We start from the raw sequence: 24,554 nt of genomic DNA, 5'->3' as shown, positions 1-24,554 counted from the left end.
ACCAATCATACGAGAAAGGAACTCCTTTTTCTAATATTTTAAGAAATTAATTTAAGGAATCATTCATCCTTACACAAACTATTTTACAGTCTCAGTGATGAAGTTAAATCGATAGTTACTAAGCATTTACAACTAGTAATTGATGAAAAAAATACATTAGTTAACAAATATCCAGATTATTTTAAGAATACGAATATTTATTAACTAAAACATCAAAAACTTGAGTCCAAATTAAATGGAATCAAGCTTTTTTATTAGAAAAAATTCGCATTACTGATAATTTTTACCCACCCACTTGTTCGCACAAACAAATGTTTTATAATGGCATTAATAGCTCATTTGTTCGGCTAACTAAAAAAGGTGGTTGATAATTATGTATGATTTCAAATATGAACCGCATCGCATTGTCTTGATGATTGATAATAAGAGTTTTTTTGCTTCCTGTGAGGCCCTCCGGCTAGGACTAAATCCGATGAAAGCTTGTCTAGCGGTAATTTCTCGCCAGCAAGGAGCCAATTGGGGCTCTGGTTTAATTATGGCAGCATCTCCACTAGCTAAGAAAAAATATGGCCTACACAACGTCATGCGAGCGCGCGACTTACCCTCAAAAAAAGAGGCACCCGATTTGATGCTAGTCGATCCGCACATGAATCTTTATATCAAACGCAGTATGCAAGTTTTAGACATTTTTAGAAAATATGCCGCTGATGAAGATATTCAGATGTATTCAATCGATGAAGGGATGATCGACATGACTGACTCCTGGAAGCTTTTCGGTGATGATCTCTACTATGTTGCCCACAAAATACAAAAAGATATTCATGATACTTTAGGTTTATACACCACCTGCGGCATTGGTGAAAATCCAATTTTAGCCAAATTAGCAATGGATATTGAAGCCAAGCACAACAAATCGATGATCGCCTTTTGGCACTATCTTGATGTTCCTGATACAATTTGGCGCATCCCCAAACTAGAAGATGTCTGGGGTATCAATACCAGAACCGCTAATCATTTGCGCAGGATCGGCATTAACAATATGTATCAATTGGCTCACACCGATCCCGCTGTGCTCAAAAAGGAGTTTGGTATTATTGGCGAACAGCTTTTTGCCGAGAGCTGGGGCGTCGACCGCAGCATCATCCGTAAAAAATATCATCCCCGTGCTAAAAGTTATGGCAACTCGCAAGTTTTACAACGCGATTATTATAACCAGCGTCAAATTGAAATCGTCATTCGCGAGATCGGTGAACAAGTTGCAGCTAGAATTAGGGCCCATAACTTGCAAATGACAAAAGTTAGCTTATACATTGGCTTTTCTCTAACTGAACTGACCTGCGCTGATGCTAGGGCTGGCTTCAATGTTCAACGATCAATTACGGCCACTAATGTTAGCCATGATTTAGTGCAAACACTGCTTGTTTTATTTAGAGAAAATTGGCAAGGCGAAGCGGTTCGCTGTATCGGCGTTAGCTATGGGCGGTTAATTCCTGATTGCAGCCTGCAGCTCAATATCTTGGAAGATCCCGAATTGCAAATTAAGCGTTACAAATTAGACCACGTGATTGATGCGGTCCGCAAAAAATATGGCTTTTCTGCTTTAGTTAAAGCATCTAGTTTAGCTAGGGGTGCAACCGCAATTCAGCGTAGCAAGCTAGTTGGCGGCCATAATGGTGGTAATGCTTATGAGTAAAAGCCCTTTTGATCAAAGGATTGAAGAGTTTTTTAGAAATTATCAAGATCGCGGGATGAAAAAATGGGTCGGTTTCTTTTTAAGTGATCACACAGCTAAGATTAATCAGAGTACGATGCAGAGAAAAATGGTTTATGCAAAAAACCGGAAATGTCGCAAATTGACATTAGTCAGACTTTGCTCACAGCTTTTTGTAAACATCAATTAGTCAGCTTGCAATTAAAAGAACGCGATCAAGATGGCAACCTGCCCGCAGACATTGAAGGCTTCGTTGAAGGATATACTGAACAAGAGATAATTATTATTTCAGGCATCCCTGTGCCATTTACTGAGATTAATCATGTTGAAATTAAGAGGATGTAACGAAAAATGGTAAAATTTAATTATCTGAAGAGATTAGAAAGCAAGTGATCAGATGAGTAAAAACTTAGGACTCGCAAACTTTATCGTTTCTTTTGGCAGTATGAATGACTATGGCAGTTCTGTCTTACAAACCAAACGTGCTTTAGACCTGCACGATTTATCTAAATTAGCTCATCAACACCATGACGGTGAAATATTGCAAGATGCTTTAGATGGGATAGCTGCCGCAGAAAAATTCGGCTTTTCTAGAGAAGGAATTATTGCGATCAACAAAAGCTTCATTCATAGTAAAGAAGAAGATCCTAATTTACCAGGGCATTTAAGACAAGCTAGCAGCAATCCTGATGATGCTGTCGTCATTATTACAAATTCTCGTGGCACTGCCGAAGGCGCATATTTTGCCCCTGAAAATGTCTATCCTGAAGATTTAGATACAATAGTAAATGAATATAATTCATCTAAACAGACTATCAGGGATGCTTGGCGCGTATTTGCACAGTTATCTAAATTGCAACCTTTTCAAGACGGCAATAAGCGGACAGCTTTAATTGCCGCAAATTTGGCTTACAATACTTGGAAAAGTGAAAATTATTTAACTTTACCTTTCGATGACATTGATCATGCCGAATTCATGCTTGGCTTAATGAGATTCTATCGTGCTCATACAAAAGAACAGGAAGAACAAGCTTTAAATCGAATGGTAGCAGTCTTGCCTAGTCCTAATGAAGTTGAATATCATCTAAGTCACTCGCTTGAACAAAGAGATGTAGATATTAATGATTTAAAAACCAAACGAATAAAGTCTTTTTATAAGAATAATTTTGACAATAAAAACGATTGATCTCTGTTGGATCAATCGTTTTCGTTTCTATTGCATAACAGTTTTTTACTGCTTATTTTCCAACTTAGTCATTGCCGTTTCAGCTAAAGCATAAGTTTGTTGAGCTTGGTTCTTGGCTTGAACATATTCATTCAAATTGTCATCGCCATTAGTCAAAACGCGGGCAAAAGAAATTTGTTCAGCCATCAAGAAGTTGAACAATGAATCCCATTCTTTGTTGGCGAACTTAATCTTCTTAGCAGAAATTCTGGGCATCAATTCACGAGTAGCGTTAAAAGCTCTTTCCAAAATTTGTTCATCCGCATCAGTCAAGTCACGCACGTTGTAAGCTTGATGAATTTGGTGAACTTTGATCAATTCTTTAAGTAGAGTTCTTGCTTGGGCATCTTTAGATGCAGTTTGATTTATTTTTAACATCATTATTCTCTTTTCTATCGTTTTTATTTATTATAACAAAAAATTATCTGCCATTTCTTTGACGCAACGCTTCATTTCTTTAATATCCAGAACGCTATAAGCAAACTCTTTTCTAAGCAATTCTTTAGGCAAATATTGATCATACTTATCAATTCCCGGAACCTCTTTGGAATAAACCAAATCTAGCGGATCGAATTCCTTTTCTGCCTCTTCTTTTAAGATACGCCAAAAATCTTGTTCATCCCCATCCATGGCGAAATACATGAAATATGGTCTGGATGAATTAAAACCACGCAGATTGAGCTGCTTACCACATTTAATTTTGATAAAACGCTCCAGTGCTAAAAAGGCATAAGTCCCCGTCCATGGGAATAAACACCACATGTTGCCGCCTAATTTAATTAAATTCTTTTTGGGTACATTAGCTAAAGCAGCAGTATCTCGCGCTTGGGTTAAACGCGCCTTCCCATTTTGCATCAAGTATGGATACATGGTCTTTTCAGTTAAAACCTTTTTCATCCGTTGTAAAATCTTCGGCTGGATATCACCAGGTACATCCCCAAAGAAGGCCGGAATTCTCCCCTTTACTTCATGACAATAAACCTGGTGACGCTTACGGTCGACATCTTCGACCACCCAGACCCGGCCAGCAATAGCGATTTTATCACCGACTGGTGGCGGCTTAACGATCGTACCTAATTCTTCGCTACCGGCATGAACACTGAATTCCTCATTTTCGGCAAAAACAGCATAAAACTTAAAGTTATTCACAACTTTTTCACCAGCTAAGCCAACAATCAAACCACCATTTTCGGTCCATTCGATGTGGTCAGTTTTAAGCAAATATTTTAATAAAACGCGAAAATCTTCCTGGCTCACATTACGGAAATACGACAAAGTCAGCACTCTGGAAGCCAGCTCTGCTGGTGTCATCTCGCCGCTAGAGGCTAGGATACTCATCGTCTGATGATAGAGCAAACTATAAGGTAAACGATTAGGTTCTGGTGGCTCGACCCATTTTTCTTCTGCATACAGCTGCACTAGAGCAATTCCCTGAAGTAGTGGCCATGGGATGAGTTCCGGCAGCATTGCCCGGGACTCGGGATGCTCCTCGCGCATAACAAAATGCATCTCTGGCGGATTGCCACGTCGACCTGTCCGCCCCATTCTTTGTAAAAAGCCAGACACAGTAAACGGGGCATCAATTTGAAAAGCTGCTTCTAGTTGTCCAATATCAATCCCCAGCTCTAGGGTCGCCGTCGCACAGGTTGTCATGTAGACATCCTCATCCTTCATTGCAGCTTCTGCTGTCTCACGCAAAGCTGGTGACAAATTGCCATGGTGAATCATAAAGCGATCAGGCTCATGATTGTAGGCGCAATAAGCTCTAAGTTCCTGGCAGACCGCTTCACACTCTTCTCGACTATTGGTGAAAACTAGACATTTTCTACCCCGCGTATGTTCAAAAATATAACCGATGCCAGGATCCGCTAATTCTGGTGCTTTGTCAGTCTTAGGTTCAATTTGACTAGGATCAAAGTCTTTGCTACTGGCTTGGGGATCAGTTTTATAAAAGTGCTCCATTGAAAGATGCCAGATTTGCGGCTGATTTTGCACTTTAGGTGCAACTGTTTTTCTGTTAGAACCGGCACCTAAAAATTTGCTGGCTGCTTCCAAGTTGCCAATAGTTGCTGACAGGCCAATGCGCCGCGGATTAACATTAGCCAATTTAGACAAACGCTCAATCAAGCAAAAGGTCTGTCCACCGCGATCACTTCTTAAAAAAGAGTGCAATTCATCGACCACAATATACTTCAAACCGCCAAAAAGGTGCGGAATGTCCATATGTTTGTTGATCATAAAGCTTTCAAGCGATTCGGGTGTAATTTGCAAAATCCCTGAGGGATGCTTAAGCATTTTTCGCTTCTGCGTTTGAACAACATCTCCATGCCAACGCCAAACTGGAATATCCACATCTGTGCATAAATCAGTTAAGCGATCATATTGGTCATTAATCAGTGCTTTCAGTGGCGCAATATACAGCACTTTAACCGAATCTTCCGGTTCATTATAAATATCTGACAAGATCGGAAAAAATGCGGCTTCAGTTTTACCTGAGGCAGTTGAAGCAGAAAGCAAAACATTATCTTCTGTTTCAAAAATCTCTTCCGCAGCAGCTACCTGAATAGGCCGCAGAGTTTGCCAACCATGTTCATAAATATAATCTTGGATGAATGGCGCATAATGTGAAAAAACGTCCATCTTTTTCTTCCTTAAATCTTAAATTCAGTGTAATCTTTTGTTTTATTATCTGAAACGGCTTCCGACTTGGTGTAATTAAACTTATCCGAATTAAGCAAATCTGTAATCTTAGTCTTAGGGTTTTGCCAAACAATATCAAGCAATTCGATAAAGTCACGAATAATCTCTCGCGGCGTGATATTCGTATCTGCACCTACACGAGCATACTCAATCTTGATAAACTGAGCTAAATCTGCATCAGTAATCGTCCGTTCATAACCATACAGATTGGCATGCATATCAGCCAGCTTTTCGGTTAAAACCAGCATCTCCTCAGCAGTCAATGGTTCCAATTTAATTACCGGTGCATACATGTCACGTGCTCCCGCTTGGGCAAATTTTCCTGTTGCCAATCGACTACGCAAGGCTTCGTATGAATAAACACCACGCCGTCGGTCTTCAATTGCTTGTGGCGTACCACACATGATGATGCCCAAGTACTTGGCCTTGCCTTGCAAAGTATCATTATACATAGTCAAAATCTTTTCATAGTTATATTGCCGACTGATGGCATTCGGGATTTTAAAAATATTGACCAGCTCATCAATCATGATCATTAAGCCAGCATAACCGGCTTGTCTAAAGAAACTAGCAAACAGCTTCAAATATTCATACCAGTCACTATCCGAAATAATGATATCTACGCCCAAGTCTTTTTTAGCTTCGGTTTTGTGACTATATTCGCCCCTAAACCATTTAAGAACTTTAGCCTTAGTTTCGTCATCGCCGCTCATATAAGCGTGATAATACATATTAAGCAATTTTGCAAAATCAAAACCATGAACTAGTTCGTTTAGTGAAGAAATCACGGCATAAATCTTTTTATCCACTGCTGCTTCAAATTGTGGACTATTACTGTCAACGCCGCTTTGTACTACCTGGTTTTGCACAGAATTTATCCACCGATCCAAAATCAAAGTCAAAGCACCACCTTCTGGCCGCGTTTTGGTGGATAAGTTCTGAATTAATTCGCGGTAGGTAGCTAAGCCTTGGCCTTTTGATCCTTGCAACCGTCTTTCCGGCGATAAATCGCCATCAACTACAACAAAGTTTTTATCCATGACATAATTGCGAATCGTCTGCAATAAAAAACTCTTACCAGAGCCATACCGACCAACAATAAACCGGAAACTGGCTCCACCTGCTTGAATAATTTCTACATCATGAAGCAGCGCCTGAATCTCTTCTTTTCTACCTACCGTGATATAGGGCAGACCGATTCGCGGCACTACCCCGCCTTTTAATGAATTGAGGACGGTTTGGGCAATTCTTTTAGGTACTCTTCTTTTTTCTGGCATCTTTTCTCATCCTTTTAAAAAAATTTCTTTTAGATCTTCTACATAATCAGTAATAATCTGCGGCTGATCATTTTCATCGAACTCGATTACGCTATCACCAATCTTGTCAAATAACTTTTCATTAATGCTATCAGCTAAGATCGAAGTCATCAAATGATGCTGCTTAACATAGGTTTGCCAAGACTGCTTTTTTAACAAAGATATCAACAGGAACATTTCGTCTGGGGATAAATCATAGTCATTTTGTGTAAGAACTTCCGCTGAATTTTGTTTTTCCACAGCCTTTTGCTCTTCTTGCTGCTCTAATTCTTTTTCTTCATCTGTTAACAAACTATCCCGCGTCACTGAAGCATTCGCTCGAATTTGTTTTAAATTAGCGAAATCAATTTTGACTTGATCAATTTTAGCTTGTTCTGCCTGTTCTTGATATGCTCTAATGCCTTGCTCAATCGCCTTTAAAACAGCTTGATCAATAACTCGTGGCTTAATAGCTCTACCCAATTTAAATTTCTCTCGAACTAAACGATCTAATTCATGTAAAAAAGTATTTAAGTTGGTCTTTTGCCTTTTAACTGGTTCTTCCAAATGGATAAACCACCGGCCTTTTTGATAATGATACTTTCTAATCGCATCAATTTGAATCGTGATTGGAGTCTTGCTTTTAGGGTAAAAAACAGCACTCTTAAAAACCGACTGTTCGATCACCTTCGGCCGAGCAACAAAGGTACTATAATATGCTAACTGATATTTTTTAGCATTTAATAATTCCAACCAAGCACATTTCAAAACCGCCGCAAACAATTCGGAATGTGTTTGAATTACTTTAGAAGCCTTCCAGTAAGAAGTCTTTTTAGCAAAAACCTCAGCTAATTCAGTTGCCGAATACTTTTGTGGCGAATGCAAAATTTCATTATCACGATCTTGCTCAAGTTCATTTTGAAAATAGGTCTTGATCTTTTCTTTACCTAAATCATAGTAAAGCACATAATCTTTTAACCAATCAGCAAGATACGGCTGCATCCCTGAATCAAATTTTTCAATATAATTTTGTTCAAATTCAACTAAACGCTGATAACCTTCTTCCGGACTATTTACTCCAATGTTATTAAGCAGTTCATAAACATAGACATAAGCATAGGAAGTACTCGTTCGATGGTAGTCGCCCCTGCGCCATTTAGTCCGCCAAGTAAAGTAACTTCTTAATTGCCCCACCGACATATCATGATAACTAGGAAAGAAGCGCTTAAAAGCAAAGAACTTATCATAATGGTCTTCATAATCAGCCATAAATCTGCCTTGAATAAAAAAGTTCTTAGCTCGACCACGAATAGGCAAAATACTGTAATCATACAGCTTAATCATTTGCCTAATTTTATCGGGAACTAAGCTTTTTTCTTTGTGAATAATTTTCTTATCTCGCGGTTTAATCGGTTGTGCCTGATATTTTTGCTCCTCTTTTTCCGGTGGGATATAAAAATATTGGTCTTGAGCAACGTTAACTTTTTGGTCATTCATTGCCAATTTAAAAGCAAAATCCAGCGCTTTTTTGATTGCTTCATCATAATGATTATTGGTCAACGCAGCTCCTACCCAACCAGCACTTTTAATTCGAACAGGCTCCATAAAGCCAGGTAAATCGCGGATCGTACTGGCAAAATCGCCACATTTTAAATCCAAGACAGCCATACTGTTATTATTTCTATTTTTGATTCTTGAAAGCATAGCGAAATATTTATTTGTAACAGGTGATGTTAAAATATAAGTATCCGTGTTATTTGCGACAATTGGTTTAAACTTCAAACCATATTTAGCATAAACGTATTTAAATAATTGATTAGAGTCCATTTTTTATCCTTTATTTCGTACGTATGTTCAAATTATATCATATTCCGCTTAACTTGCTAAATAGCTGTATACAGCTCAAAATGTATATTTTTTCATTCTATAAAGCTTATATTTTTATATTTGTGTGGTCATGCACAAAGAAGTATGGTACTATAGTTACTGTAAAGTTATGAAAGCGTTTTAATCAATAGCTTCCTAGAGAGGACAAAATCTTATATGAGTACAAAAGAACGTTATTCAGATGATGAACTTAGAAAAGACAACCCAATGTTTAGCCGCACTCGTGCTACTATTGAGAGTGCATTTTACGGCAATAATGTACACGAAGTAACTAGTGTTGCTGAAGCCTACAATTTAGCCAAGAAACAATCAGGTGTGATTGTTACTGACTTACCAATCCTTCACACCAAGGACTTAGGCTTACCACAAGGTGCAACCCAATTAGTTTACAACCACGGTAAGATTTTAGGTAGAACTGCTAGTGCTCGTCACTTTGTTGACAATCCTAATGAAGATCCAGAAGCCTTAGACGGCAATTTACGTGAAGATATTTATAAGGGCCACAACCAAAAGTATTTAAAGGCTACTGTTTTAGTAGGTCTTGACCCATCATTTACAATTAAGGCTCACATTATGATGCCTGAAGATCAAGCCTTCAACCTTCTTTCATACATCCTGAACTTCCACTTCTTTGATGAAGAAGCTGAAGCCATGTACAAGAAGTCTAAATTCTATGACGAACCTGACATTTACTTCTACTTCGATCCAAATGTTCAAGACGATGACTATCCAAAGGGCTTAGGCGTATTTGACGCTCCACATAACTGTGCCGCTGTCTTCAACCTTCGTTACTTCGGTGAACTTAAGAAGGGTACTTTAACTCTTGCTTGGGCTATTGCTCACCGTCACGGCTACACCGCATGTCACGGTGGTGAAAAGTCATTCCACTTTGATGACAAGGACGATAAGACATTCGCATTCTATGGTTTGTCAGGTTCAGGTAAGTCAACTTTGACTCACGAAATGTACGATGGCAAATATGATATCACTGTTTTGCACGATGATGCCTTCATCATTTCACGTGAAGATGGTTCTTCTGTTGCTCTTGAGCCTTCATACTTCGACAAGACTCACGACTACCCAGCAGGCCACCACGAGACTAAGTACTACACCACTATTATGAACTGTGACGTAACCTTAGATAAAGATGGCAAGAAAGTTATCGTTACTGAAGACTTACGTAACAACAACGGTCGTGTCATCAAGACCCGTTACACTAGCCCTCACCGGGTAGACTTTGAAAAGTCACCAATCACTGCTTTGTTCTGGATCATGAAAGATGGTTCATTACCTCCAATCATTAAGATTGATGACCCAGTCTTAGCAACTACTATGGGCTGTACTTTAGCAACCAAGAGAACCTCTGCTGAAAACTTACCAAAGGGCTTCGATATGAATACTTTGGTTATCGAACCATTCGCAGACCCATTCCGTGCTTACCCAGTATCTGGTGACTACACCGACTTTAAGGAATTGTTCACCAAGCGTGGAGCAAGTTGCTACAGCTTGAATACTGACGCCTTCATGGGCAAGGATATTCCTAAAGAAGTTACTAAGAAGTTAATCGAAGACTTGGCTAACGGCAACATCAAGGACAGCGACTTCAAGCCATTCGGTAACTTCAAGGGCGTATCATACTTACCAATTGATGGTTACGAAGTTCACCTTGAAGACCCAGAATATCAAAAGACTTTGGCTAAGAGAATGCAAGATCGTTTGAACTGGCTCAACAAGTACGATGAAGAACACCCAGAAACACCAATCCAAGATGAAGCTAAGAAGACCTTGGAAGCTATTATCAAGGAATTGAGCTAATTGAGAAAAACAAAATAAAATTTCTTAATGACTAAAAGACGAGAGTTGATTAAACTCCCGTCTTTTTTAGTCTTCAATATAGTCACGTGCAGCAGTCAAGACACCCATCTTGCCATGCACGGTCAGATATTTTTTAGCTTCAGCAAAAGTTACCCATTTTTTATCTAAAATTTCTTCTTTTTGAGTAACCACTTTTTGACCAGGTACATATTTTGCTAAATAAAAAGTTACGGTTTTTGACCTGGTTTTTGTTAACGCGTAGTGCGTCTTGCGCACAAAGTCAAAATCAAATTCAGGTTTTAGGCCAACTTCTTCAAATACTTCACGCTTAGCCGCTTCTTTTGCATCTTCATTGCCTTCAAGATGTCCCTTAGGAAAGCCCCAATTGTGATTAACCACGCTTTGTACAATCAAATATTCTAGTTCACCATTCATGCTTCGTCTATAAATAACTGCTCCGGCAGAATGTTCCATCAGCATAATTGTCACCCAACCTTTGTAATTGAAACAATTATTAAATATTTATTAATTAAAGTCAAGTGAAACGAAAAACTGGTCAGATCCATCACAGATCTGACCAGCCTTATGTGCAGACGAAATTGTAAAGTTTTTATAGAATATTTTAGTTACTTCTTTAAGTTCTTTTCGCAGTAATCCTTAATCTTGTCATCATCGGCCTTAAGGATCCATTCAACTGCAGCTTCGGTCTTCATCGTGTCGTGGTTATTAGCTTCCATTTCGTGATCCCAAATAGCGTCACGAATAGGCATTGAGTTACCCTTTGCCCAATCAAAAACTTGATCCATTTCACGATCAATCATAGCTGTTTGTTCAATTTCTTTTGCATCTGCCATAATAAAAGCTTCCTTTCTGATAACAAGTATATTGTAGTTCTATTAGAGGTATCTGTTAACAGAAAGCGCTTATTTTATTAATATTCTAATTTTCTTTAGCTAAAGCTGAGCATTTCGTCAAACGAACGACCTCACGCGCAATCATCAATTCTTCATTAGTTGGTACAACCAAGAATTTCATTGTCGAATCTGGCTTAGTAATTACATACTGTCCATTATGTTCATTAGCTTCATAGTCTGGCTTAACGCCCATATATTTAAAGGCATCCATAATTGCTTTACGGCATCCCTACATCGGCTTCACCTACACCCGCAGTCAACACAATGACGTCGGTTCCGCCCATCTCTGCAATAAATGAACCAATATAACGGACGATCCGGTTTAAAAAGATCTGCCGTGCTAAAACTGCACGGGGAGCTTTATTATATTTCAGATCCCGCATATCAGAAGAAATGCCAGAAATACCAAGTAAACCAGATTTTTTATTTAACACATCAATCATTTCATCAATTGACATCCCTGTCTTATGCATCAAGTGCTGCAATAAGGATGGGTCAATATCGCCTGAACGCGTCCCCATTGTGATACCTGACAAAGGACTAAAACCCATTGAAGTATCAAACGACTTACCATTCTTTACCGCGGTAATAGAAGAGCCTGAGCCTAAATGGCAAATAATCATCTTCAATTCACTAGGATCTTTAATTCACTAGGATCTTTGTGTAGCATTTTGGCTGCTTCCAAAGTTACATAATGAACCGAGATACCATGCGCACCATATTTTCTTGCACGATATTTTTCATAATATTCATAAGGGATAGAATACAAATAATGAACTGGATCTAGTGTTTCGTGAAATGAAGTATCAAACACGGCAACTTGAGGCACATCAGGCAAAACATTCATAAATGCTTCGATGCCCCGTGCTTCTGCCGGATTATGCAATGGTGCAAAGTCTGACAAATCACGAATCTTTTGTAATTTTTCTTGATCAATTACAGTTGAGTCTTTAAAGTATTCTCCTCCGTTAACTACACGGTGGCCTACACCAACAATTTCATCTAAGCTCTCCACTGCATGGTATTTTTTCAAATCAGCAATCAAAATACTTACTGCAGTTTCTTGATCCGGAATTGCAACCTTTTTAGATGCTTACTGCCATCTGCTAAAGTGATAGAAAAGGTAGGACCATCGAGTCCTATGCGATCCCCCATCCCCTTGGCGATCACCTTTTCATCTGGAAGTGAAAACAACTTGAATTTATATGACGAACTCCCTGAATTTACTGCCAAAACTTTTTTCATAAACTAAAATCCCCCGATTACTTTAGTTATATTTTTCACAAGTGAATTTTCATTTACTAGTATAGCTCTTTAAGCCTTCTATTAAAATAGTTTCTCCATTCTATTTTTAGATTACTGCTTTAAATATTTCCAAATTTAAGCTTATTTTGTTCATTTTTTAACAATAAGCTAAAAAAGAATACTCCAAAAGCAAAGTTACCTTTGGAGCATTCTAATCGATTACTTAGACTTTCTTAAAAACCATTATTTTATTCCAGCTTCTCGATATTCCTCTGGATACTTTTGCTGGAAGTACAAAGTGGCAGAAGAAATCAATTTACCGTATTTCAGTTCATTATGGTATAGATCCAAGAAATACTCAGGTCCTTCTTCAACAAATGGATCATCTGAACATAAATATGAATAAGTTTTTGAAGATTCAAAATCTTCTTTAGCTTTTACTAACGGTATTTTCTTTTCCTTAGCGACTTCACGTTCAATAATTTCCGCGATTTCTCTTACAAAACACTTATCTAGCTCCTCATCAGTAAATTTCATACCTCTATCACCTCACAAAAGTTTAGAAAACTTAATGCACGAATTCCAGTAAATGCCCATTGATCACTTAACACATGAGTGTTAAGCCTATCTAGTGTCTCTTCATATGTTAATTTATGCTGACTATAAAGTCTTAAACTAATCCAAGATTTTCTACCATCCATCACAGGTCCTATAATCAAATCGCCATTAGGTTGATACTTGTTCTGTCTACATTTTACAACTAAATCTAGCCATTTTTTACTTGGTTGATTAAAATACAATGTTCGTATATATCTCAAAACCTCTTTATCCATAGTATAACAACTAACGTACGCTTTACCTGAATACTTTGCCTTATGTAATGCCCATTTTTTTGCTTGTCTAAAATCAGAAGTTACATAAAAAGCATTACCAAAATCGTGCGGATATGTAACACGAATCTCTGGTACATACACGGGAACATTACTTCCATGATACAATCTTACTTTATTCATCTCTTTTCCACACCTCAATAAACACAGAGATTTTTCTCTCTATTATTTATTACGCAAAAAAAGATGATTTTTTCGTAAGAAATTAAATTTTTTATAAAAATAGCGGTGGCACATTTACCATCGCTATCTCTAGATTCACATTTTAATTATTCAACAGTAACACTCTTAGCCAAGTTACGTGGCTTATCAACGTCTAAACCCTTATTCTTAGATGCATAGTAAGCCAATAATTGTGCTGGCACAATAGTCAATAATGGTGATAAGTAGTAATCAATTTCTGGTAAAACAACATCATCGCCCACTTGAGCAAATTCTTTAGCTGCAAAGACCATCACGTTGGCACCACGAGATTCTACTTCACGAATATTACCACGAGTTAAGTCAGCTGTAGCAGGGTCATTGATTAAGGCAATGACTGGTGTACCCTTTTCAATCAAGGCAATCGTTCCGTGCTTTAACTCAGCTGCAGCAAATCCTTCGGTTTGAATATAGGAAACTTCCTTCAACTTCAATGCTCCTTCGAGAGCAACAGCATAATCGATCCCGCGGCCGATGTAGAATGCATTGCGTGTATTAGCCAAATATTTCTTAGCTAATTCATCAATCTTTTCTTTACCGTCAACTAATTGTTGCATCCCTACGGCTGCCAAAGCTAATTGGTGCTTCAAATCAAAGTCCTTAGCAATTTGAATATTCTTCTTTTCACCAACTGCCTTAGCCAAAACTGCTTGAACGGCAATTTGAGCAGTATAAGCCTTAGTTGAGGCAACTGCAATTTCAGGACCAGCCTTCAAAAGCATAGTGTAAGTGGCTTCTCTTGATAAAGTTGAACCTTCAACGTTAGTCATTGTTAAACTTGGCAAGTGACGTTCATTAACTTGTTTCAAAACAACTCTAGAATCTGCGGTTTCACCTGATTGAGTTAAGAAAATAAAGAATGGCTTCTTAGATAATTTAGGGAAGTGGTAGCCGAATTCAGAAGCCAAACCAACTTCAACCGGAATATCAGCATACTTTTCAAATAAGTGCTTACCTACTAAGCCGGCACGATAACTAGTACCAGCAGCTAAAATATAAATCCGGTCGCTTTCAGCAACAGCAGCAGCGATTTTTGGATCTACCTTAGTACTATTATTGTCATCCAAGTAATCTTGAGAAATATGACGCATGACGCCAGGTTGCTCATCAATTTCCTTAAGCATGTAAAATTCATAAGTACCCTTAGAAGCTGCATTTGGATCAATGTTCAAAACATGTGGTTCACGATCAACTTTCTTACCGTCAATAGTTTCAATAACGTAAGAATCCTTAGTAATGTCACCAACATCACCGTCTTGCAAGTCAACGAATGTCTTAGTTTGATCCAAAACTGAGATTGCATCTGAAGCAATGATGTTAAAGCCATCGCCAATACCGAGCATCATTGGCGACTTATTCTTAGCGATGAAGACGTGATCTGGTTCAGTGTTATCAACCAATAAGAAGGCATATGAACCCTTAACCAACTTCAATGCTTCCTTGAATGCTGAGAAGCCATCTAAGTTCTTGTCCCGAGCAATCTTGCCAATTAATTGAACCACAACTTCAGTATCAGTGTCTGAATGGAACTTAACACCTTGTAAGTACTTTTCCTTTAATTCAGCGTAATTTTCAATCACACCATTATGAACTAAGTAAAAACGTTTGGTTTCATCAAAGTGAGGGTGAGCATTGTCAACAGTTGGCTTGCCGTGAGTGGCCCAACGAGTATGACCAATACCTACTAAACCTTCTTCATCTGGGGTCAACTTTTCTTTCAAGTTAGAAATACGACCAACAGCCTTAGTCAAGTATTCATGACCATTCAAGTCATTTAAATAAATACCAGCTGAATCATAACCACGGTATTCCAAATTAGTTAATCCGCTTAAAATAATATCTTTTGCAGGTTTACCTACAACTCCGACAATTCCGCACATATAATTTTCTCCTTTGGTCTAGTTCAATATTTGATTAGTGGACTAGTTTGAATTCATTGTTACAGTAGCAATAATATTCTTTTTTGCTAAAGTGGTCAAGCACAAATTATCGAAATTGGTATAATTTTTGAAAGGAACAAAAATAGCGATCAGTTTCTTGGCTGATCGCTACTTTTATTTTACTATTGCTTACTTATTAGCTGAAATGTTTTTGCCTGCATAGCAGTCTTTCATTAATTGAACAATTTGACTAATCAGTGGAGCTGTTGGGTTAGTAACAGTGTTTTGATCACCGTAAGCTTCAACTGCTAACTTGTCAACTTTATTATCGAATTCAGTTTGATCAACGCCATAGTCTTTGAAAGCCATCTTAATATCAACTGATTCTGCTAAGTCAATGATCTTTTGAACTAACTTTTCAACTAATTCAGCATCACTTGAACCAGTTAAACCAATGGCTCTGGCAATGTCAGCATAGTCACTTTCAGCACGATAAACTGAGTAGTGAGGCCACATAGCCAATTTTTCTGGACGCTTAGCGTTAAAGCGAATAACTTGTGGCAAAGCAATCGCATCGCTTACACCACTTGGAATATCAAAGGTTGAGCCAACAGTGTGGGCAATTGAGTGTTCCAAACCAAGGAATGCATTTGAGTAAGCCATTCCGGCGATTGTAGCTGCATCATGCATTCTCTTTCTGGCATCAAGATTGCCAGCGTAAGAATCCTTCAAGTTAACAAAGATTGCTTTGATCGCTTCAAGTGACCAACCACGAGTGAAGTCGGTAGCCATCGTTGAAACATAACTTTCAATTGCGTGACCCAAAGCTTCAAAGCCAGACCAGGCAATCAAACGTTTAGGTAAAGTTTGAACGAATTGATCATCAACAATTGAAACATCTGGAGTCAAAGCGTAGTCACATAAGGTATGCTTAATGCCTGTCTTAGCATCACTAATAATTGCAATTGGTGATACTTCTGAACCAGTACCTGAAGTAGTTGGAATACATACAAGTTGAACACCATTAATCTTTGGGAAGCGAACTACTCTTTTTCTAATGTCAAGAAATTTTTGGTAAGCTTCCTCAAAACTCATTTCTGGATTTTCGTAGAATAAGCGCATTGCCTTAGCAGCATCCATTACTGAACCACCACCGATAGCAATCACTACATCTGGCTTAAAGATGTTCATTCTGTGAACACCATCTTTAATTACATCAGTATTAGGATCAAGAGTTACAGCCTTAAAGACTTCATATTCCTTTTGACCACGACGCTTAGAAATAATGTCAGTAATCTCATCAGCAAAGCCTTTATCAGCTACACCTTCATCAGTGACAATGAAGAAGCGGTTAACGTTTGGCATGTGACGTAAATAGTTAGCTGCGTTATGTTCAAAGTAGGTCTTGGATGGGACCTTTACCCATTGCATGTTGTCACGGCGCATTGCCACAGTTTTAATGTTAAGCAAGTCTTTAGCACCAATGTTGTGTGAGAAGGTGTTAGCACCGTATGAACCAGTACCCAAAGTAAGTGATGGCAACATATTGTTGTATAAGTCGCCAATACCACCAAGAGCAGCTGGTGAGTTAACCAAGATACGGCAAGCATCCATCTTCATCGCAAATTCATCGATTACCTTTTGATTACTTGAGTGAAGACCTGCGGTATGACCACGACCACCGTAATCAAGCAATTCGGTACAAATTCTGAAGGCCTCATCATGATTCTTAGCACGATATAAAGTAAAGACAGGTGACAACTTTTCAGCTGAAAGTGGGAATTTTCTACCAACACCCTTGTATTCTGCAACGATTACCTTAGTATTCTTTGGCACATCAACGCCGCAGAGCTTAGCAATATCATAAGCAGACTTACCAGCTACAGGACCTGCAACAGTACCACGTCTTGAATCAATGAAGTGTTCCTCAAACTTCTTGATTTCTTCTTTATTCAAGAAGTAGCAATTCCACTTCTTAAATTCGTCCTTAATACGATCATAAATTTCATCATCAACGACAACTGAGTTTTCAGAAGCACAAACCATTCCGTTATCAAAGTTTTTAGACAAAACAATGTCGTAAACAGCACGGTCAATGTTAGCAGATTTTTCAATATATGAAGGACCATTACCAGGGCCAACACCAATCGCAGGTTTACCAGATGAGTAAGCCGCCTTTACCATACCTGGGCCACCAGTAGCCAAAATAGTTTGAACACCTGGGTTATTCATCAAATCAGTAGTAGCATCCAAACTTGGTTCTTCAATCCATTGAACAGCATCCTTTGGAGCACCTGCTGCTACTGCAGCATCCCGAATAATCTTACCAGTTTCTACACAACACTTTTGAGCTTGTGGGTGGAAGCCGAAGATGATAGTATTTCTAGTCTTCAAAGCAAGCATAGCCTTAAAGATAACCGTTGAAGTTGGGTTAGTTACAGGAGTTACACCAGCAATTACACCCTTAGGCTCAGCAATCTTAGTCAAGCCTAATTCTTTATCTTCTTCAATGATGCCGACAGTCTTTTCATGACGAAGACTGTTCCAAATATTTTCACTAGCGTACATATTCTTGGTAGTCTTATCTTCTACCACGCCACGCTTAGTTTCTTCAACAGCCATCTTAGCTAATGGATAAGCATTTTGTTCACCCGCAGTAGCAACTGCTTCACAGATCTTATCAACCTGTTCTTGAGTGAAGTTAGCCATTTCGTCTAATGCAACATGTGACTTCTTAACCAAGTTATCAACCATGTCGTAAATTTGCTTTTTCTTTTCTTCCTCTGTGAGAGTCTCTTTTTGTTGTGTCTTAGCCATTGTATTATTACCTCTAAGATCTACTAATTCTTGTGAACTAATTTACAATGTCAACTATAGCACACTAAATCTAAATGTAAATGCTTAATTTTTTGAAAATGACTACTGAGAAAGAAGTTGATAGCCTTGATAATTTTATCCTAATAGTAATGAAAACGCTTGCTATATTATTTGTTTGTGAATTAACAAACTTATTTAAATCGTTATTTTCTACATATTTTTTAAATTTATTAACTATTACTGATACAAATTGACTAGCATGATATAATATTAAGTATATATTAAACATGATATAATATTAAGTATATATTAAAATTGAAAACATGGAGGACTTAAATGAATGAGAAAAAATCGCAAACTAATTCCGGTTACAAAAGAACCCTAAGCAATACTCATATCCAATTAATTGCCTTAGGTGGAACGATTGGAACCGGCCTTTTCTTAGGTGTGGGTGATAGCATTCACCGAGCCGGCCCAAGTATTATTCTAATTTATATTATTGTCGGCATCTTCCTCCTCATGCTCATGCGAGCACTCGGAGAGCTAATCATGTCTGATCTGAATAAGCACACCTACATTGATTTTATTGAACAATATCTAGGCAAAAATATTGGCTTTATTACAGGTTATCTTTATTGGATTAGTTGGATCACTTTGGGAATGGCGGAAACGACCGCTCTAGGGATCTACTTCAAATATTGGTTCCCTACTCTGAAACCATGGATACCTGGAATTATCACGATTATCTTTTTATTGATCATTAATCTGATCTCAGCTCGAGTATTCGGTAATTTAGAATTTAGTTTCGCTATTATTAAAATTATTACGATTGTAGCTTTTGTTTTATTAATCATTTACCTACTGATCACTGGAGGAAAAACTAGCTTCGGTCCAGTTGTTTTGGCTAATTTGAACGATCACGGTGGCTTCTTTGCTCGAGGAACTAAAGGTTTCTTTCAAGGCTTCCAGATGGTAATCTTCAGCTTCATTGGAGTTGAATTGATTGGTTTGACCGCTGCGGAAGCACAAAATCCTAGAGTCACTTTAAAAAGAGCTATCAACCAATTGCCAGTGAGAATTATTCTATTTTATGTAATGGCAATTTTAGGAATTTTATTAGTTATTCCTTGGTCAAAAGTATCTACCAATTCTAGTCCATTTGTCCAAGCACTTGGCGCCACTGGAATTAGAAATGCTAGTTCAAGTATCAACTTCGTAGTAATTTCAGCAGCTGTTTCTTCAACTAATAGCATCTTATACAGCGCTGGGCGTTTACTCTTCTCTGTTACTTATGACGGCAAAGAAAAATGGAATCAAATTTGTGGTCATTTGTCCAGACGCCAATTACCACAAAACGCTTTGATGCTTTCAGCTCTACTAATGGCCTGTGCACCGGCTATTACACTAATCATTGGCGATCAAGCCTTTAACTTTATTTCTTCAACAACTACCAGTATGTTCTTGATAATCTGGTGTCTAATGATTTTAACGCACATGGCATACAGAAAGCGAACACCTGAGAACGAATTAAATGATTTCAAGATGCCTGGCTATCCTTATCTTGATTACCTAATCTTGTTATTCTTTATTTTAATGATTGTTTTGCTTTTGATCTTGCCTAGTTATCGAATTCCAATGATCGCTGCAATTGTTACTTTCATCATTTTATATTTAATCTCTAAAGTTTGGAGTAATGAAAAAGCAGTTTAAACTAAAAGGACGCAATGCGCCCTTTTTTTCTGCCTATTTTTAAAAATGTAATAAACTAGGCGTCAAATTGTTCAATCAACAGCCACGTCATTTGACATTAACACCTGCTGGCCAATACTTGTTTGAACAGGCAAAAGAAATCCTCACCCTAACTGCTAAAACAAAAAGCAATCTTCAATCTACCGCAATTATTAAAAAGATATCAACATCATTGGTACATTTAATCTTAGCTTTAACGGAACTTTGATGGTTAAAAATAAAGCAGCTTTAATGCTTACCCTAGATAAAATTGCGAATATTTCTAAAAAGTCAAATTTAACCTTCAGGCCAATTGCACCAGTAATGCAGGAACCAATTACTATGATTTGGAAACGCAGTACTAACCTTTCACCAGTAGCTGAGTTATTTTTGAAACTGATTAAACGATCTATCATAGAGTCAAAAAACATCCTAGATCTTAATTGACCTAGGATGTTTTTACTTTTTATTTTTTCTTACGCGTAAAACGTTGCTTTAATTGCTGCCACGTACTCAAAGCCTTGCGCATATGATCAGCCGGCACATATTTTCTAATTGCACGTAATACCTTTTTAGGATCACGCGCTGCAAAAATAAACTTGCCGTTAGACTTAGTTCGAATTTCAAATCTAGGAATATACTTTCCTTTAAAATGGACATCAGCAACTACATAAGTTACTTCTTTCCATGGAATTTGAACGTAGTCTTCAACGTTTCTCTCGTTATAAAATTCAAAAGCTTTATCGCCGATCATTACTTTACCATACGATGCAATTCCTCTAAACCAGGTTGCACTGACGGTTAGATCAACTCTTGTGTTAATTGATTTAGCCATTTATTAAAGAATGCCCCATACGTGTAAGAGAACACCGATAACGAAAATACCGATGATGATCCAAATTGGTGAAACTTTCTTCTTTAACAACCACATACATAAGAAGGTCAAAAGAAGACCAGCTAAACCTGGAATTAATTGATCCAAGTTATCTTGCAAGGTAGTAACTTTAGTATTAGTTAAAGCCTTACCATTACCCATGTTCCATTGTTCAAGAGCGGATTGAATGCCTTTAGCACCTGATGGAAGCTTGTCCCATTCGATGTAACCACCTTTTTGAATAGGTGTTTGTGAAACAATTGGCGTAAACTTAATATTTACCCAACGTTCAATCAAGGCACCCAAGACGAACATACCCATCATTGAAGCACCACGGGTAACCTTTTGCAACATACCACCGGACATGTCGTTAGTGATTGCTGAACCAGCCTTGTAACCAAATTCTTGTGTATACCATAAGAATGCAAGTCTGATAATATTCCAGATAACGAAGAATAAGATAGGACCCATTACGTTACCTGCAATAGCCATTGATGCACCTAAGGCACCAACAATTGGACGAACAGTGTACCAAAAGACTGGGTCACCAACACCAGCCAAAGGTCCCATCATACCAACCTTAACACCTTGAATAGCGTCATCAGTAACTTCAGCACCATTAGCTTTATTTTCTTCCAAAGCCAAGGTAACACCAAGAACAGGTGAAGCTAAGTATGGGTGAGTGTTAAAGAATACTAAGTGTCTTTGTAAAGCAGCAGACAAGTCTTTCTTGTTTGGGTATAACTTTCTCAATGCTGGAATCAATGAGTAAGCGTAACCACCATTCTGCATTCTTTCATAGTTCCATGAACCCTGAAGGAATTGTGAGTGCCACATAACGTTAAAACGGTCATGCTTGGTTAATTTAATTTTTTTATCAGCCATTATATAAATCCTCCTCTATGCGTTCATTTTAATAGTCATCAATGATATCGCCGAGTGGATCGCCGGTACCAGCATCGCCGGAGTTGTTGCCTCCACCGTTGCCGCCCTTAGATTCAAGAGCTAAGTACATTAAAGCCATTGACAGACCGATAGCACCAAGGGCGATTAAAGTTAAGTCCTTGATAGCAGCTAAAGCAAAACCAATTGCGAAGAATGGCCATACTTCCTTACTTGCCATCATGTTAATAACCATAGCATAACCAACGGCTACAACCATCGCACCACCGATAGTCATACCTTCGTTTAGCCATTGTGGCATCATTGCAAGCCAACTTCTAACAATACCTGACGGAATTGCTAAAAGAAGACCAGCTGGGATAGAGATTCTTAAACCTTGCAAACATACAGCAATCCATTGCCATATGTTAATCATACGCCAGTTACCCTTCTTAGCTTCTGCGTCCATGATGTGAACGATAGCAGTTGAAATAGTACGTACAATCATAGTTAAGAACAAACCAGCAACAGCCAAAGGAATAGCGATACCAGTAGCAGTACCAATCCCACTTACACCTTGACCACCTTCAACCAAGATAATGGCTGAAGCAACTGAGGCTAAAGCGGCATCTGGTGCAACTGCGGCACCAATGTTTGCCCAACCTAAGGCGATCATTTGTAATTGACCACCCAAGATAACACCTAAGTCCAAATGACCGGTTACTAAACCGATCAAAGTACATGCAACTAATGATTGGTGAAATTGCCATTCATCCAAGATACCTTCCATACCGGCAAGAAAGGCAACAAACACAACCAAAATTATTTGTATAGCGTTCATTTATTTACTCCTAATTATCTATTTCTTTTCGTCAAGTAAGCTCTGGGCCTTCTTCAATATAGCATCCATATTACCTGCTTGATCTGAAGGAACCTTTCTAACATCAAACTTAACGCCCATCTTTTCGAGTTCGTGGAAAGTATCAACGTCTTTTTGGTTCATAGACAATACGTTATTTGCGTTAACGTCGCCTTCCTTATAAGACATTGAACCAACATTGATCGTCTTAAGATCAATGCCACCCTTGATGGCTCTCAAGACATCTTCTGGATTTTCAAACAAAAGAAGTGCATGAGTATTACCAAATCTTGGGTCCTTAGCGATCTCTTCCATCTTCTTCAGTGGAACAGTATGTGCCTTCACACCTGCTGGTGCAGCTTCACGAATCATGCTCTTACGCAATTCGTCTTTAGCTACACTATCTGAAACAACAATTACTCGATCTGGCTTCATTGCTGGAATCCATCCAGTTGCAACCTGACCGTGAAGTAAACGTGAGTCAATTCTAGCCAAAACATACTTGATATGACCATCGCCAATAACAGTACCTTCTGGAATTGACTTTTTAGTGCCTTTAGCTGGAGCTGCTTCTTTCGCTGCAGCAGGAGCTTTTGACTTAGGCATTAAATCAGCTGGCTTAGTCTTAATACCGTCTTTACCTGGTTCAACAACAGCAGTTGCAATTTGATGTGCAGTTGCTTTCGCGTTCATCATTCTTTCAGTTAATGCTTGAACAACCATAGGTAAATTCATACCAGCAACAATTGCCCATTTTTCATGCTTTTCAGCAAGACCGTTTGCTTGGTTAAATGGCGTACCACCCCATAAGTCAACTAAGAATAAAACTTCTTCTTGGTCATCAAATGAAGCAATTGCTTTTTCCATTTTGCCACGAATGTCATCTGGACCTTCATCAGGCTTTAAGATAACATGTGCAAAATTATTTTGTTCACCGAAAAGCATTTGCGCTGATTGTGCAATACCATCGGCAAAGCCACCATGGCTGGCTAAAACAATTCCTACCATGTAATTTCCTCCTCTAGATCAAAAAATGAATCCGATTTTATTATACGATAAATAAGCAGTTTTACAAAGCAATATTTGAAAATAATTTCAATTTTTGAAAATAATTTTCAAGGACTTAAGCCCTTGATAGAGTAAGATATTAAAAAATAACTTTATTAAAAAAGCTACCCTAATTATGAAAAAATAGAGTAGCTTTCAAAAATATACCTACATATTATATAAGATAACGTACACAAAAAAGGGAAGCCCCCCTCAGGCTCCCTTCTTCTCCTTGCTCCGGCTGTCAGACTCGAACTGACGACATCTTGATTAACAGTCAAGCGCTCTACCAACTGAGCTAAGCCGGAATATTAAAAAAAGAGCACGGCAGCTTCCTTTCCTCGCAGGCAGTTGCCCACCAACTACTTTCGGCGTTAAGAAGCTTAACTTCTGTGTTCGGCATGGGAACAGGTGTATCCTTCTTGCTTTCGCCACCGTACTCTTTTGAGCTACTACGCTCAAAACTAAACATAATCCTTCTCGCAAAAAACCTTCACAGCTTGCCTTTGCTTTGGTCAAGTCTTCGACTGATTAGTACTGGTCCGCTCCATCCTTCACAGGACTTCCACTCCCAGCCTATCTAC

The 24,554-nt window shown here is 38.3% G+C and carries 19 protein-coding genes, 1 tRNA gene, 1 rRNA gene and 2 pseudogenes; 6 read left to right on the top strand and 17 right to left on the bottom strand.

The genetic code is table 11. The annotated features are described in order from the left end of the window. Positions 1-373: 373 nt before the first annotated feature. The 3 genes from BLP58_RS08935 (at position 374) to BLP58_RS08925 (ending at position 2,897) form a co-directional block, all read left to right on the top strand. Positions 374-1,693, top strand: coding sequence for a Y-family DNA polymerase (locus BLP58_RS08935; RefSeq protein WP_013854653.1), 1,320 nt, complete (start codon positions 374-376; stop codon positions 1,691-1,693). 150 nt (positions 1,694-1,843) lie between these two features. Beyond that, positions 1,844-2,056: a hypothetical protein gene (locus BLP58_RS12680; RefSeq protein WP_309294760.1), complete on the top strand. Its 213-nt coding sequence runs from the start codon at positions 1,844-1,846 to the stop codon at positions 2,054-2,056. A 52-nt stretch (positions 2,057-2,108) separates the two neighbouring features. Next, complete coding sequence (locus tag BLP58_RS08925) at positions 2,109-2,897, top strand: Fic family protein (RefSeq protein ID WP_013854656.1); 789 nt, start codon at positions 2,109-2,111, stop codon at positions 2,895-2,897. 45 nt (positions 2,898-2,942) lie between these two features. Here BLP58_RS08925 and BLP58_RS08920 read toward each other — a convergent pair whose 3' ends face one another. From BLP58_RS08920 to BLP58_RS08905, 4 genes are read right to left on the bottom strand one after another with little or no spacing between them, the layout of a single operon-like run. After that, complete coding sequence (locus BLP58_RS08920; RefSeq protein WP_025084262.1) at positions 2,943-3,317, bottom strand: hypothetical protein; 375 nt, start codon at positions 3,315-3,317, stop codon at positions 2,943-2,945. A 27-nt stretch (positions 3,318-3,344) separates the two neighbouring features. Then, positions 3,345-5,576 (bottom strand): DEAD/DEAH box helicase, encoded by a 2,232-nt coding sequence (locus tag BLP58_RS08915; RefSeq protein WP_013854658.1) that lies wholly within the window; start codon positions 5,574-5,576, stop codon positions 3,345-3,347. An 11-nt stretch (positions 5,577-5,587) separates the two neighbouring features. Beyond that, complete coding sequence (locus BLP58_RS08910) at positions 5,588-6,913, bottom strand: ATP-binding protein (RefSeq protein ID WP_013854659.1); 1,326 nt, start codon at positions 6,911-6,913, stop codon at positions 5,588-5,590. A 6-nt stretch (positions 6,914-6,919) separates the two neighbouring features. Beyond that, entirely contained in the window at positions 6,920-8,758 is a 1,839-nt protein-coding gene (locus BLP58_RS08905; protein ID WP_013854660.1) for a TerB N- and C- terminal domain-containing protein, read from the bottom strand. Between the two features lie 216 nt (positions 8,759-8,974). On the opposite strand from BLP58_RS08905, the gene BLP58_RS08900 reads away from it, so the two are divergent. Then, complete coding sequence (locus BLP58_RS08900) at positions 8,975-10,633, top strand: phosphoenolpyruvate carboxykinase (ATP) (RefSeq protein ID WP_013854661.1); 1,659 nt, start codon at positions 8,975-8,977, stop codon at positions 10,631-10,633. A gap of 66 nt (positions 10,634-10,699) precedes the next feature. Here the strand turns inward: BLP58_RS08900 and BLP58_RS08895 are convergent, their stop codons facing one another. The 7 genes and pseudogenes from BLP58_RS08895 to adhE form a co-directional block, all read right to left on the bottom strand. Next, positions 10,700-11,113, bottom strand: a complete 414-nt coding sequence (locus tag BLP58_RS08895) for a bis(5'-nucleosyl)-tetraphosphatase (RefSeq protein ID WP_013854662.1) — start codon at positions 11,111-11,113, stop codon at positions 10,700-10,702. A 146-nt stretch (positions 11,114-11,259) separates the two neighbouring features. Further along, entirely contained in the window at positions 11,260-11,487 is a 228-nt protein-coding gene (locus BLP58_RS08890) for a P8 family protein (RefSeq protein WP_013854663.1), read from the bottom strand. A gap of 85 nt (positions 11,488-11,572) precedes the next feature. Further along, positions 11,573-12,792, bottom strand: a pseudogene (locus BLP58_RS08885) (acetate/propionate family kinase). Positions 12,793-13,035: 243 nt separating this feature from the next. Continuing rightward, complete coding sequence (locus tag BLP58_RS08880) at positions 13,036-13,329, bottom strand: hypothetical protein (RefSeq protein WP_013854665.1); 294 nt, start codon at positions 13,327-13,329, stop codon at positions 13,036-13,038. Further along, the gene (locus BLP58_RS08875) at positions 13,326-13,805 is read right to left on the bottom strand and encodes a DUF3990 domain-containing protein (RefSeq protein WP_025084263.1); all 480 of its coding nucleotides are present in this window, start codon (positions 13,803-13,805) and stop codon (positions 13,326-13,328) included. Before BLP58_RS08875 ends, BLP58_RS08880 begins: the two co-directional genes overlap by 4 nt. 146 nt (positions 13,806-13,951) lie before the next feature. Continuing rightward, positions 13,952-15,763: a glutamine--fructose-6-phosphate transaminase (isomerizing) gene (gene glmS, locus BLP58_RS08870; protein WP_013854666.1), complete on the bottom strand. Its 1,812-nt coding sequence runs from the start codon at positions 15,761-15,763 to the stop codon at positions 13,952-13,954. A gap of 189 nt (positions 15,764-15,952) precedes the next feature. After that, on the bottom strand, positions 15,953-18,580 hold the full coding sequence (gene adhE, locus BLP58_RS08865) for a bifunctional acetaldehyde-CoA/alcohol dehydrogenase (protein WP_013854667.1): 2,628 nt from the start codon (positions 18,578-18,580) through the stop codon (positions 15,953-15,955). Positions 18,581-18,916: 336 nt separating this feature from the next. Here adhE and BLP58_RS08860 point away from each other — a divergent pair, with 336 nt between their 5' ends. Both BLP58_RS08860 and BLP58_RS12675 read left to right on the top strand, forming a co-directional pair. Further along, positions 18,917-20,290, top strand: a complete 1,374-nt coding sequence (locus BLP58_RS08860) for an amino acid permease (RefSeq protein WP_013854668.1) — start codon at positions 18,917-18,919, stop codon at positions 20,288-20,290. A gap of 49 nt (positions 20,291-20,339) precedes the next feature. After that, positions 20,340-20,755 (top strand): annotated as a pseudogene (locus BLP58_RS12675) (hypothetical protein); the annotation flags it as partial. Between the two features lie 19 nt (positions 20,756-20,774). Here BLP58_RS12675 and BLP58_RS08850 read toward each other — a convergent pair. From BLP58_RS08850 to rrf, 6 genes are all read right to left on the bottom strand, one after another. Then, the gene (locus tag BLP58_RS08850) at positions 20,775-21,143 is read right to left on the bottom strand and encodes a DUF956 family protein (RefSeq protein ID WP_013854669.1); all 369 of its coding nucleotides are present in this window, start codon (positions 21,141-21,143) and stop codon (positions 20,775-20,777) included. Between the two features lie 3 nt (positions 21,144-21,146). Next, positions 21,147-22,067 carry a PTS system mannose/fructose/sorbose family transporter subunit IID gene (locus BLP58_RS08845; protein WP_013854670.1) on the bottom strand — a complete coding sequence of 307 codons (921 nt, stop codon included), beginning with the start codon at positions 22,065-22,067 and terminating at the stop codon, positions 21,147-21,149. A gap of 28 nt (positions 22,068-22,095) precedes the next feature. Next, entirely contained in the window at positions 22,096-22,905 is an 810-nt protein-coding gene (locus BLP58_RS08840) for a PTS mannose/fructose/sorbose transporter subunit IIC (RefSeq protein ID WP_013854671.1), read from the bottom strand. 18 nt (positions 22,906-22,923) lie between these two features. Next, a complete protein-coding gene (locus BLP58_RS08835) occupies positions 22,924-23,931 on the bottom strand; it encodes a mannose/fructose/sorbose PTS transporter subunit IIA (protein WP_013854672.1) in 1,008 nt (335 codons plus the stop codon). A gap of 274 nt (positions 23,932-24,205) precedes the next feature. Continuing rightward, positions 24,206-24,278: transfer RNA gene (locus BLP58_RS08830), tRNA-Asn, on the bottom strand. Between the two features lie 14 nt (positions 24,279-24,292). Then, a 5S ribosomal RNA gene (rrf, locus tag BLP58_RS08825) occupies positions 24,293-24,409 on the bottom strand. Positions 24,410-24,554 lie beyond the last annotated feature (145 nt).

The organism is Lactobacillus kefiranofaciens (genome assembly GCF_900103655.1).
Lineage (GTDB): Bacteria > Bacillota > Bacilli > Lactobacillales > Lactobacillaceae > Lactobacillus > Lactobacillus kefiranofaciens.
This window is presented reverse-complemented; position numbering and strand designations above follow the sequence as displayed.

Coding starts and splice junctions, on each gene's coding strand:
- BLP58_RS08835 (WP_013854672.1), bottom strand. CDS start 23,931: ATGGTAGGAATTGTTTTAGCCAGCCATGGTGGCTTTGCCGATGGTATT.
- glmS (WP_013854666.1), bottom strand. CDS start 15,763: ATGTGCGGAATTGTCGGAGTTGTAGGTAAACCTGCAAAAGATATTATT.
- BLP58_RS08880 (WP_013854665.1), bottom strand. CDS start 13,329: ATGAAATTTACTGATGAGGAGCTAGATAAGTGTTTTGTAAGAGAAATC.
- BLP58_RS08850 (WP_013854669.1), bottom strand. CDS start 21,143: ATGGCTAAATCAATTAACACAAGAGTTGATCTAACCGTCAGTGCAACC.
- BLP58_RS08910 (WP_013854659.1), bottom strand. CDS start 6,913: ATGCCAGAAAAAAGAAGAGTACCTAAAAGAATTGCCCAAACCGTCCTC.
- BLP58_RS08920 (WP_025084262.1), bottom strand. CDS start 3,317: ATGATGTTAAAAATAAATCAAACTGCATCTAAAGATGCCCAAGCAAGA.
- BLP58_RS08935 (WP_013854653.1), top strand. CDS start 374: ATGTATGATTTCAAATATGAACCGCATCGCATTGTCTTGATGATTGAT.
- BLP58_RS08925 (WP_013854656.1), top strand. CDS start 2,109: ATGAGTAAAAACTTAGGACTCGCAAACTTTATCGTTTCTTTTGGCAGT.
- BLP58_RS08900 (WP_013854661.1), top strand. CDS start 8,975: ATGAGTACAAAAGAACGTTATTCAGATGATGAACTTAGAAAAGACAAC.
- BLP58_RS12680 (WP_309294760.1), top strand. CDS start 1,844: ATGTCGCAAATTGACATTAGTCAGACTTTGCTCACAGCTTTTTGTAAA.
- BLP58_RS08915 (WP_013854658.1), bottom strand. CDS start 5,576: ATGGACGTTTTTTCACATTATGCGCCATTCATCCAAGATTATATTTAT.
- BLP58_RS08905 (WP_013854660.1), bottom strand. CDS start 8,758: ATGGACTCTAATCAATTATTTAAATACGTTTATGCTAAATATGGTTTG.
- BLP58_RS08895 (WP_013854662.1), bottom strand. CDS start 11,113: ATGCTGATGGAACATTCTGCCGGAGCAGTTATTTATAGACGAAGCATG.
- BLP58_RS08845 (WP_013854670.1), bottom strand. CDS start 22,067: ATGGCTGATAAAAAAATTAAATTAACCAAGCATGACCGTTTTAACGTT.
- BLP58_RS08860 (WP_013854668.1), top strand. CDS start 18,917: ATGAATGAGAAAAAATCGCAAACTAATTCCGGTTACAAAAGAACCCTA.
- BLP58_RS08890 (WP_013854663.1), bottom strand. CDS start 11,487: ATGGCAGATGCAAAAGAAATTGAACAAACAGCTATGATTGATCGTGAA.
- BLP58_RS08840 (WP_013854671.1), bottom strand. CDS start 22,905: ATGAACGCTATACAAATAATTTTGGTTGTGTTTGTTGCCTTTCTTGCC.
- BLP58_RS08875 (WP_025084263.1), bottom strand. CDS start 13,805: ATGAATAAAGTAAGATTGTATCATGGAAGTAATGTTCCCGTGTATGTA.
- adhE (WP_013854667.1), bottom strand. CDS start 18,580: ATGGCTAAGACACAACAAAAAGAGACTCTCACAGAGGAAGAAAAGAAA.